Origin of the sequence: Actinomyces oris (assembly GCF_001929375.1) — a bacterium.
GTDB classification, from domain to species: domain Bacteria; phylum Actinomycetota; class Actinomycetes; order Actinomycetales; family Actinomycetaceae; genus Actinomyces; species Actinomyces oris_B.
This window is the reverse complement of record NZ_MSGO01000005.1, coordinates 110,259-121,386: the sequence shown is the minus strand read 5'-3', so window position 1 is coordinate 121,386 and position 11,128 is coordinate 110,259. Positions and strand designations below refer to the sequence as shown.

At 68.9% G+C, this 11,128-nt stretch carries 8 protein-coding genes and 2 tRNA genes; 9 read left to right on the top strand and 1 reads right to left on the bottom strand.

Features of this window, described 5'->3' with window-relative positions:
- Nucleotides 1–43: 43 nt before the first annotated feature.
- Nucleotides 44–2,251, bottom strand: a complete 2,208-nt coding sequence (glgX, locus tag BKH32_RS01100) for a glycogen debranching protein GlgX (protein WP_075248234.1) — start codon at nt 2,249–2,251, stop codon at nt 44–46.
- A gap of 215 nt (nt 2,252–2,466) precedes the next feature.
- On the opposite strand from glgX, the gene BKH32_RS01095 reads away from it, so the two are divergent.
- From BKH32_RS01095 to BKH32_RS01050, 9 genes are all read left to right on the top strand, one after another.
- Nucleotides 2,467–2,539, top strand: a tRNA-Gly gene (locus tag BKH32_RS01095).
- A gap of 1 nt (nt 2,540) precedes the next feature.
- A tRNA-Val gene (locus tag BKH32_RS01090) sits at nt 2,541–2,615 on the top strand.
- A gap of 287 nt (nt 2,616–2,902) precedes the next feature.
- A complete protein-coding gene (locus tag BKH32_RS01080) occupies nt 2,903–4,144 on the top strand; it encodes a carboxylate--amine ligase (protein ID WP_081376644.1) in 1,242 nt (413 codons plus the stop codon).
- Nucleotides 4,145–5,458, top strand: coding sequence for a lipid II:glycine glycyltransferase FemX (locus tag BKH32_RS01075; protein ID WP_075248232.1), 1,314 nt, complete (start codon nt 4,145–4,147; stop codon nt 5,456–5,458). It abuts the gene before it with no gap.
- Between the two features lie 87 nt (nt 5,459–5,545).
- Nucleotides 5,546–7,597 (top strand): threonine--tRNA ligase, encoded by a 2,052-nt coding sequence (gene thrS / locus BKH32_RS01070; protein WP_143222641.1) that lies wholly within the window; start codon nt 5,546–5,548, stop codon nt 7,595–7,597.
- Entirely contained in the window at nt 7,590–8,204 is a 615-nt protein-coding gene (locus tag BKH32_RS01065; RefSeq protein WP_075248231.1) for an HIT family protein, read from the top strand. The genes thrS and BKH32_RS01065 overlap by 8 nt, the downstream gene beginning before the upstream one ends.
- A gap of 118 nt (nt 8,205–8,322) precedes the next feature.
- A complete protein-coding gene (gene pgsA / locus BKH32_RS01060; RefSeq protein ID WP_075248230.1) occupies nt 8,323–8,955 on the top strand; it encodes a phosphatidylinositol phosphate synthase in 633 nt (210 codons plus the stop codon).
- Entirely contained in the window at nt 8,952–9,950 is a 999-nt protein-coding gene (locus BKH32_RS01055) for a phosphatidylinositol mannoside acyltransferase (protein WP_075248229.1), read from the top strand. The genes pgsA and BKH32_RS01055 overlap by 4 nt, the downstream gene beginning before the upstream one ends.
- A complete protein-coding gene (locus BKH32_RS01050) occupies nt 9,947–11,128 on the top strand; it encodes a glycosyltransferase family 4 protein (protein WP_075248228.1) in 1,182 nt (393 codons plus the stop codon). The genes BKH32_RS01055 and BKH32_RS01050 overlap by 4 nt, the downstream gene beginning before the upstream one ends.

Here is an 11,128-nt window from a genome sequence, read left to right as displayed (position 1 = left end):
GGATGATGTGTCCGCTTGCGCGCCGCAGGGCCGCGGAGAGCCCCTACCTCGGGTGCCGCTCCGTGGTGGCGTCGGAGTCGGGGGCGTCGATGAGGAAGAGCATGGAGCGGGCCTCGACCACGACGGTGTCGTCAGCGGCGAGAACCGGGTCGGAGTCCCCGTCCACCGCGGGAGCCGTGTCCAGCGCGACCTTCCAGGTGGGGGCGTAGCCCTCGCCGGGGAGGGTGAAGGTGATGTCCTCGTTGGAGGCGTTGATGAGCACGAGGAAGGAGTCGTCCACGATCCTCTGACCCCGCTCATCGGGCTCGGCGATCGCCTCCCCGTTGAGGAAGACCATCATGGCCCGGGCGTACCAGGTGGTCCAGTCCTGTTCGGTCATGGACTCACCGGCCGGAGTGAGCCACTCGATCTCGCCGAGCTCGCTCTCCCCGCCGTGGCCGGCGTCCCCGGTGAAGAAGCGCCGACGCCGCAGCACCGGGTGGTCGCGACGCAGCCACATCATGGTGCGGGTGAACTCCAGCAGGTCTTTGTCCTGCTCACTGAGGTCCCAGTTGACCCAGCAGATCTCGTTGTCCTGGCAGTAGGCGTTGTTGTTGCCCCCCTGGGTGCGCCCCAGCTCATCGCCGTGGCAGATCATGGGCACGCCCTGACTGAACAGGACAGTGGCCAGGAAGTTGCGGATCTGGCGCTGACGCAGCTCGATGATCGTCGGATCGTCGGTGGGCCCCTCGGCGCCGCAGTTCCAGGACCGGTTGTTGTTGCTACCGTCGGCGTTGCCCTCGAGGTTGGCCTCATTGTGCTTCTCGTTGTAGGAGACCAGGTCACGCATCGTGAAGCCGTCATGGGCGGTGACGAAGTTGATGCTGGCCACAGGGGTGCGTCCGGCGTGCTGGTAGAGGTCGGAGGAGCCGGTGATGCGGGAGGCGAACTCACCCAGGGTGGAGGGCTCCCCACGCCAGAAGTCGCGCACGGTGTCGCGGTACTGCCCGTTCCACTCGCTCCACAGGGCCGGGAAGCCGCCCACGTTGTAGCCGCCGTCGCCCACGTCCCACGGCTCGGCGATGAGCTTGACCTGGGAGAGCACCGGATCCTGGTGGATGATGTCGAAGAAGGCGCTGAGCTTGTCCACCTCATGGAACTGGCGGGCCAGGGTGGAGGCCAGGTCGAAGCGGAACCCGTCGACGTGCATCTCGGTGACCCAGTAGCGCAGCGAGTCCATGATGAGCTGGAGGACCGCCGGCGAGCGCATGAGCAGCGAGTTGCCGGTGCCGGTGGTGTCGAAGTAGTGGCTGGCCGAGCCGTCGACGAGCCGGTAGTAGGAGCTGTTGTCGATGCCGCGGAAGGACAGGGTGGGGCCCAGGTGGTTGCCCTCGGCCGTGTGGTTGTAGACCACGTCCAGGATGACCTCGATGCCGGCCTCGTGGAAGGCCTTGACCATGGACTTGAACTCCTGGACCTGCTCGCCCTCGGTGCCGTAGGCGGCGTAGGTGTTGTGCGGGGCGAAGAACCCGATCGTGTTGTAGCCCCAGTAGTTCGACAGACCCTTCTCCTGCAGATGGGTGTCGTTGACGAACTGGTGGACCGGCATGAGCTCGATGGCCGTGACACCCAGGTTCTTGAGGTGGTCGATAACGGCGGGCTGGGCCAGACCGGCGTAGGTGCCCCGCAGGCTCTCGGGAACCAGCGGGTGCAGCTGGGTCATGCCCTTGACGTGGGCCTCGTAGATGATCGTCTCGTGGTACTCGTGGCCCGGGGGGCGGTCGTGGCCCCAGTCGAAGTAGGGGTTGATGACCACCGAGCGCATCGTGTGGCCCGCCGAGTCCTCCTCGTTGCGCACCTCCGGGTTGTCGAAGGAGTAGGAGTACAGCGTCTGGGACGGGGTCACCTCGCCGGAGATCGCCTTGGCGTAGGGGTCCAGCAGCAGCTTGGAGGGGTCGCAGCGGTGACCGGAGGCCGGGTCGTAAGGGCCCGCCACCCGGTAGCCGTACTTCTGGCCCGGCGAGATCCCGGGCAGGTAGGCGTGCCAGACGTCGCCGTCGACCTCCTTGAGCGCCACCCGCTCCTCACGGCCCTCGCCGTCGAACAGGCACAGGTCGACACCGCTGGCGGCCGAGGAGTAGAGGGCGAAGTTCGTTCCCGAGCCGTCGTAGGTCGCCCCGAGTGGGTAGGGGTAGCCCGGCCAGATCTGGCGCTGGGGGACTTCCTGAGGTTCCTGTGCGGCCTGAGGCGTTGGTGTCGTCGGCGTGGTCATGGGGACTACCCTGCCACGACTGAGGTGCGAAGGCAGGAGAGTAGGAGAAAGACATGTCACGTCGGAGCGTCTCCTGAGAAGTCCCCGGGCGCTGCCCGGTGATCGAGGCGGGTCGGCGGGACGTGAGACACCTCATGAGGACACGGGCTCGGGTACGTTTTGCCTCCGAGGGACACCTCTGCTAACTTTCTTCCCGCACCCCACAAGGGTGTCACGCGGATGTGGCTCAGTTGGTAGAGCATCACCTTGCCAAGGTGAGGGTCGCGGGTTCGAGTCCCGTCATCCGCTCGGGCGATTGGCGCAGCGGGAGCGCGCTTCCCTGACACGGAAGAGGTCACTGGTTCGATCCCAGTATCGCCCACCAGAGTCCGACGATTGAATCGAGCCCGGAGCCCAGTGCTCCGGGCTCCCGTCGTTCCGCGGGGCGGTGGTTGCCGGCCGGGTGGCATGTGTCACCGACAGACCGCGACACCGTCGTCGAGTTGCGGACAATCGCCTGGAATCCTGCTGGATTACGGGTGTGGGGCGGTGGGGTTCGGGGGAGGTCCCGTGTCCGGATCGTGACGTTCCTGGAGCGGCCGGGAACGGGGCGTCCCGGCGTGCTCTACCATCTGGGGAGGAGTTGGTCCCTGCGGCAAGAAACGGATGGTTATGACGCAACGCTTCAGGCACCTGCTGCCCGTGGTCCTCGGCGGCGATATCGGCGCCTACGCCCTGGCACGGCAGCTTCACGAGGTCACCGGCACTTCGGTGACGGTCGTGGCCTCGGATCCGATCGTCGCGATCTCCGAGTCGGTCTACATCACCGTGGTCCACCAGGAGGCCGGGGCCCCGCCGGAGCGGACCATCGCGCTGCTGCGGAGGCTGACCCGGGGCAGAGGGCCCCGCAGCGCCGTGCTCATGGCCAACACCGACGCCGCGGCCGCCATGATCTCCGCCCACCGCAGCGAGCTCGAACCCACCTACGTCCTGCCCTTCCCGGACATCGACGTGCTCGACGCCGTCAGCGACAAGGCCTCCTTCTCCCGTCTGTGCGCCGAGGTGGGGGTACTCACGCCCCGGGAGGTCGTCGTCGACCTGGCCGACCCCGACTGCGAGCCGCCGACCAGCGCCAGCGAGCTCGGCATGGAGTTCCCGCTCGTGGCCAAGGCGGCCATCGGCGCCGACTACGACCGCATCTCCTTCCCCGGCAAGCGCAAGATCTGGTTCATCGACGACGCCGCCGAGCTGGCCGGCATGTGGAGGAGCCTGAAGGAGGCAGGCTACCGCTCCACCTTCCTGGTTCAGGAGTGCATCCCCGGTGACGACACCGCCATGCGCTCGGTGACCGCCTACATGGACTCCACCGGCCAGCTGCGCCTCATCGGCTCGGCGCGCGTCCTGCTGCAGGACCACGCGCCCACCATGATCGGCAACCCGGTGGCCATGATCACCGAGGCCTTCCCCGACCTGTGGGAGGCCACCGGCCGCCTGCTGCGTCACGCCGGCTACCGGGGCTTCGCCAACCTCGACATCAAGGTCGACCCCCGCGACGGGCGAGAGTTCTTCTTCGAGGTCAACCCCCGCATCGGCCGCAACTCCTTCTACCTGACCGCCGCCGGCGCCAACCCCATGGCCGTCATGCTCAAGGACCTGGTCCTGGACCAGCGCGACGAGCCCATCGAGGTCACCCGGCAGGTCCTCTACTCCCTGGTCCCCGACGGCGTCATCGCACGCTACGTGTCCGATGAGGCGCTGCGCCGCAAGGCCAAGGGCCTGGGACGGGGCGTCGACCCGCTGCGCGACCCGGCCGAGCGCTCGCTTCGCCGTCGCGTGACGATCGAGCTCCAGCGCCTCAACCACTACCGCAAGTTCGCCCGCAACTATCCGCAACGAGTCGACAGGTCCCGCTGAATGCCCGAGAACGAGAACATGCCCGACAGCACCACTCCCGACACCACGACTGATTCCGCGACTGACTCGGCGACTGACGCCAAGGTCGAGGTCGGCGCACCGACCCCCGAGAAGGCTCAGACGACTCAACCCAAGGAGAAGGGGCACCAGGCCGGAGAGCCCGAGCAGCCCGAGCAGAAGGTCGACACGGCCGACAAGCCTGCCAAGGCCACCAAGGCCTCCAAGGCTGACAAGCCCAAGGCGCCTCGGCCCACGCACCCCGAGCCGGTGCACTCCACTCCGGACCGCTCCGAGACCCTGCGGCGGGTCGACGGGCGCGAGATGCGCCTGGCCGTGGGCAACAGCCCCTTCCCGGTTGAGCAGACCGAGGCCTGGGAGCGCTTCGAGGAGGCCATGGGCCGCCCCCTGTGGGGCCGCTACCTCTATGAGGACGAGGGCAAGCCCGTGGCCGCCATCGCCCTGTACCGCTACGAGATGGGCGGTCAGACCTTCCTGTGGGCCAAGCACGGCCCGGTCTGGCTCAAGGAGCAGTCGCCCGAGCGCGAGGCCCACCTGCGCCGCCTGCTGCGTTCCGTGGTCAAGGAGCGCAGCCGCTCGGTGCGCTTCATCCGCATGCACGCCCGCTACCGCGACACCGACCTGCGCGAGCTGCTGTCCACCATCACCTACGACCGCACCTACGTCATCGACCTGGTGCCCAAGACACCGGAGAAGATGGCCGCGGTCATGCCCAAGGACGGGCGCCGCGCGGTCAAGCGCGCCGAGCGCGTGGCCCGGGAGGCCGGCTGCACCATCAGCGACGAGACCGGCCTGAGCCGCGAGGAGTTCGACCGGGTCTACGAGGTCCTGCGCGAGACCGCCGAGCGCGACGGCTTCAAGCCCCACGACGCCGAGGTCTACTGGACCATGCTGACGTCCCTGGGGGAGGGCAACGCCCGCCTGTTCGTCCTGCGCAAGGACGGCGTGCCCCACGCCTGGGACCTCATCCTCACCTCAGGCAAGGACGCCGTGGCCTACTACGGCGCCTCCTCCAACGAGTCGCGCACCTTCCGTGGGGCCGAGGCCCTGGACTGGTGGGCCGCCTGCACCCTGGCCCAGGAGGGCTACCGAGGCCTCGATCTCATGGGCGCCGGCTCCACCCGCGTCCCCTCGCTCTACACGGTGGGCCAGTACAAGAAGCGCTACGCCCAGCACGTCACCGAGGTGGACGGGGCCTGGGACGTCCCGGTCTCCCGCGTCATCTACTCCGGGATGTCCACCGCCAAGCGTCTGCGTGACGCACTGCGCGCGCGGCGTGGCTCACGGGAGGACTGAGCCCGCCCGACCACGACGTAGACTCGCGGCCGAGCCGGGGTGCACCAGTACAGCGCCCCGCACCGATTCAGTGGAGGAGACGAGCCCGTGTCAGACCAGCCCATGATTGAGATCACCCTCGACGGTGCGCCCTGCACCATTGAGGCGGGCAGCACGGGGGCGCTCCTCCTGCAGGACGCCGTCAAGAAGGACGGCGTCGTCGCCATGCGCGTCAACGGCGAGCCCTGGGACCTGGAGCGCCAGGTCCCGGCCGGTGCCGTCGTCGAGCCGATCGCCCTGTCCAGTGAGGACGGACTCAACATCCTGCGCCACAGCGCCACCCACGTCATGGCCCAGGCCGTCCAGGAGATGTTCCCGGACGTCAACCTCGGTATCGGCCCCTTCATCACGGACGGCTTCTACTACGACTTCGGAGCCATCGACGCCGTCACCCCCGAGATGCTGCGCGAGATCGAGAAGCGCATGAAGCGGATCGTCAAGGAGGGGCAGCGCTTCGTGCGCCGCGACATCACCGAGGCCGAGGGCCGTGAGGAGCTGGCCGACCAGCCCTACAAGCTCGAGCTCATCACCACTAAGGGCGCGGGCGCCGAGGGCGCCTCGGTCGAGGTCGGCGCCGGGGGGCTGACCATGTACGACAACGTCCGACGCGACGGCAGCGTCGCCTGGACCGACCTGTGCCGCGGCCCGCACCTGCCCTCGACCCGCCTCATCGGGCAGGGCTTCGCGCTGACCAAGTCCTCCTCCGCCTACTGGAAAGGCGACCAGTCCGGCGACTCCCTCCAGCGCATCTACGGCACCGCCTGGGCCACCAAGGACGAGCTCAAGGTCTACCAGACCCGTCTGGCCGAGGCCGCCAAGCGCGACCACCGCAGGCTCGGCGCCGAGCTCGACCTCTACTCCTTCCCCGAGGAGATCGGCCCCGGCCTGGTGGTCTTCCACCCCAAGGGCGCCATGCTGCGCCACCAGATCGAGCAGTACGTCGTCGACCGTCACCTGGACTACGGCTTCGACTTCGTCCACACCCCCGAGATCTCCAAGGGCGGGCTCTTCCACACCTCGGGCCACCTGCCCTACTACGCCGACACCATGTTCCCGCCCATGCTCGCCGACGAGGAGCGCGACGCCGAGGGCAACATCACCAAGGCAGGCCAGGAGTACTACCTCAAGGCCATGAACTGCCCGATGCACAATCTCATCTTCCGCTCCCGCGGGCGCTCCTACCGCGAGCTGCCGCTGCGCTTCTTCGAGATGGGCCACGACTACCGCTACGAGAAGTCCGGCGTCGTCCACGGGCTCACCCGCATGCGCGGCTTCACCCAGGACGACTCCCACACCTACTGCACCCCGGAGCAGGCCGGTGAGGAGATCCGCGCCCAGATCGACTTCTTCCTGTCCATCCTCAAGGCCTTCGGGCTGACCGACTTCTACCTCGAGCTGTCCACCCGAGACGAGGACGGCGCCAAGAAGGACAAGTTCATCGGTTCCGACTCCGACTGGGCCGCCGCCACGCAGGCACTCCAGGACGCCTGTGACGCCTCCGGGCTGGAGGTCGTTCCCGACCCGGGCGGCGCCGCCTTCTACGGCCCCAAGGTCTCAGTGCAGGTCAAGGACGCCATCGGCCGGACCTGGCAGATGTCCACCATCCAGTACGACTTCAACCAGCCCGAGCGCTTCGACCTGGAGTACACGGCCGCCGACGGCACCCACCAGCGCCCCATCATGATCCACTCGGCCAAGCTGGGCAGCGTGGAGCGCTTCATCGGGGTGCTCACCGAGCACTACGCGGGGGCCTTCCCCGCCTGGCTCTCCCCGGTGCAGGTCCGCCTCATCCCCGTGGCCGAGGCCTTCGACGCCTACGTCGACGACGTCGCCGCCCAGCTGCGCGCCCAGGGGGTGCGCGTCGAGGTGGACCACTCCGACGACCGCTTCGGCAAGAAGATCCGCAACGCCTCCAAGGACAAGATCCCCTTCACCCTCATCGCCGGGGGAGAGGACGCCGAGGCCGGTGCCGTCTCCTTCCGGTTCCGCGACGGCCAGCAGACCAACGGCGTGCCCGTCAAGGAGGCCGTGAGCCACATCGTCAGTGTCATCGACGCCCGTATCAACGACCCTGCGGGGGAGAAGCTGCACAGTGACTGAGGAAGCGACTGGAGAGACGATCAGCGCCCCCGGAGTCGGTGACGACGTCGAGGTGGAGGCGCCCTTCTACCACGAGGGCGCTCCGCAGGCCTTCCAGCGTCTGTGGACCCCGCACCGCATGGTCTACATCGGGGGGCAGAACAAGCCCTCGGACGACACCCCCGCACAGTGCCCGTTCTGCACCGGGCCGGAACGCGGTGACGAGGAGGCCCTCATCGTCCACCGGGGTCGGACCAGCTACGTCATCATGAACCTGTACCCGTACAACACCGGTCACCTGCTGGTGTGCCCCTATCGGCACATCTCCGACTGGACCGAGGCCACCGCGGCCGAGCGGCAGGAGATCGGTGAGCTGACCGCCACGGCCATGAGTGTGGTGCGCTCGGTGAGCCGCCCCCACGGATTCAACCTGGGGATGAACCAGGGCGAGGTCGCCGGTGCGGGGATCGCCGCTCACCTCCACCAGCACGTCGTGCCGCGCTGGAAGGGGGACGCGAACTTCATGCCCATCATCGGTCGCACCAAGCCCGTGCCCCAGCTGCTCGGTGAGCAGCGGGACATGCTGGCCGCCGCCTGGGCCGCCCGGACCGGGCAGAGCGGGGATTGATCCCCCTGGCCCTCCTCGATGCGTTCCGTCAGGCTGAGGGCGTCCCCGCCCGTCCCAGTCCATCCCATGCCATCACTGCCCGTCTCTCCGACTGCCCCATCCCAGACCTAAGGACCTCATGCTCGGCAACCACGGCCGCGGCCTGACCAAGGCCCTGTTCACCCGTCCCGCCCTCGTGCTCGGGCGGCTCGGGGTGACCCCCAACATGCTCACTGTCACCGGAACGGCCCTGTCCGTGACAGCAGCGGTCACTCTGCTGCCGCAGGGTCACTTCGTGGCCGGGCCCCTCGTCCTGCTCGTGGTGCTGGTGGCCGACTCCTTCGACGGCATACTGGCCCGAGCCACCGGGAAGAGCTCGGTCTTCGGAGCCTTCCTGGACTCCACCATGGACCGCCTCGCCGACGGCGCCGTCCTGGGCTCCTTGGCGGCCTGGGCGGCCCTGTCCATGCCCACCGGCGTGCTGCGCACCGTGACTGTCGCAGCGGCCCTGGTCGCCATCGTCATGGCGGCCACGGTTCCTTACGCCCGGGCACGGGCCGAGTCCATCGGCGCCACCGCCTCCGTGGGGATCGCCGAGCGCACCGACCGGCTCCTGGTCGCGCTCGGCGCCACCTTCATCGTGGGGCTCGGGGCGCCCCAGTGGGTGCTCACCATCGGTCTGCTCTACGTGGCGATCGCCTCCTTCATCACCGTGATCCAGCGTGTGCGCACCGTCTCCCAGCAGGTCCACCAGGCGGGTGATCCGGCATGAGGATGCGCCTGCCCGCCGTCTCCGACGCCTACCGCCTGGCCTGGCGCGGTACCCGCCACCTGCCCGCACCGGTGGGCTACGGCCTGGCGCACACCGTCGCCGACGCGCTGTGGGCCTGGCACCGCCTCCGACGCTCCGCCACCGGGGTGGGACAGCTCGAGCGCAACCTGTCGCGTGTCCTCCCCTCGGGGACGCCGCCACGTGCTCTGCGCCGGGCCACACGAGCAGGAATGCGCTCCTACATGCGCTACTTCTACGAGGCCTTCGCCCTGCCCGGAATCACGCCGGAGCAGGTCCTCGCGCGTGTGCGCACCGACGTCGATCCCCAGCTCCATGAGGACGTGCGCGCCGGCAGCGTCGTCATGGCTCTGCCGCACATGGGCAACTGGGACCTCATCGGAGCCTGGGCCTGCCGTGAGCTCGCCACCGTCCTGACCGTCGCCGAGCGCCTGGAGCCTAAGGACCTCTTCGAGCAGTTCGTCTCCTTCCGCCAGTCACTGGGCATGCGCATCATCGGCCAGGCCCACGGGGAGAAGGTCTTCGACCGTCTCCTGCAAGCGGCGAGCCAGGGGCACTACGTCGTCGCGCTCCTGGCCGATCGGGACCTGTCCTCGGCCGGTATCACGGCGCCGCTGGGCGCTGCTACGGCACGGGTGGCGGCCGGTCCCGCGGCGATCGCCCAGCGCCTTGGACGCCCTCTGTACGCCGCCTCGATCCACTACGAGCCGCTGAGCGGTCAGCGACGCCGTCAAGCCGGATCGCCCTGGGGGCTCGTGCTGACCGCCCGCAGGGTTCCGGTGCCCCAGCATCTGGAGGGACGCGAGCAGGTGGTGGCGCACACTCGCGCCTGGGTCGCCGAGCTGGAGCCCCTGATCGCCGAGCACGCCGAGGACTGGCACATGCTCCAGCCCGTCTTCGACGCCGACCTGGATCAGGAGCGCCTGGCTCGCAGTCACGCCCGCGACCGGCAGGTCGCCCACGAGGAGGACGCATGAGGATCGGTATCGTCTGCCCCTACTCCTTCGACGCCCACGGAGGGGTCCAGGTTCACGTCATGGACCTGGCCGGTGAGCTCTTCCACCGCGGCCACGAGGTCCAGGTCCTCGCGCCGGCCTCCCAGGACACCGACCTGCCGGACTGGGTCACCAGCGCCGGTGACTCCATCGCCATTCCCTACAACGGCTCGGTGGCGAGGCTGAACTTCGGCGCCCTCGTGGCCAGGCGCGCCAGACGCTGGTTGGAGGCCGGGGACTTCGACATCCTTCACATCCACGAGCCCATCACCCCCAGTGTCGGGATGCTGGCCCTCCAGGCCGCCACCGGGCCGGTTGTGGGCACCTTCCACGCCGCCATGGACCGCTCGCTGGCCCGCGAGCTGCTGAGCCCGGCGACGGTGCCGCTCATGGAGAAGCTCTCGGCCCGCATCGCCGTCTCCGAGGAGGCCCGCCGCACCCTCATCCAGTACCACGGCGGCGACGCCGTCGTCATTCCCAACGGCGTCAACGTGAAGCCCTTCGCCGACGCGCCCAAGGACGACCCCCGGTTCCGGGGCACGGATGAGGCCCCCACCATCTCCTTCCTGGGGCGCCTGGACGAGCCCCGCAAGGGACTGCGAGTCCTGGCTGACGCCATTCCGGCGGTGCTGGCGTCGGTGCCGGGGGCGCGCTTCCTCATCGCAGGGCGAGGGCAGGCCCAGGAGATCCGTGAGGAGCTGGCCCGCTTCGGTGACTCCGTGGTCTTCCTGGGGGGCGTCAGTGACGAGGACAAGGCCGCCATGCTGGCGTCGGCCAGCTGCTACGTGGCCCCGCAGACCGGAGGGGAGTCCTTCGGCATCGTCCTGGTGGAGGCCATGGCTGCCGGTACCCGGGTCATCGCCTCCGACCTCAAAGCCTTCTCCGACGTGCTCGGCGAGGGCCGCTACGGGGCGCTGTTCCACAACGAGGACGGCGGCGACCTGGCCCGAGTCATCATCGACACCCTGCAGGACGCCACGGCCGCCCAGGCCCGCGTCCAGGCGGCCTGTCAGGTGGTCGGCCGCTACGACTGGTCCGCGGTCACCGACGAGGTCCTCGACGTCTACGACATGGCTCTGTCCACCGCCCACACCCGGGTGGAGCCCGCCCCCGGTTCCCGCACCATGCTGGGCCGGCTGCGCGATGCCCTGGACGACTAG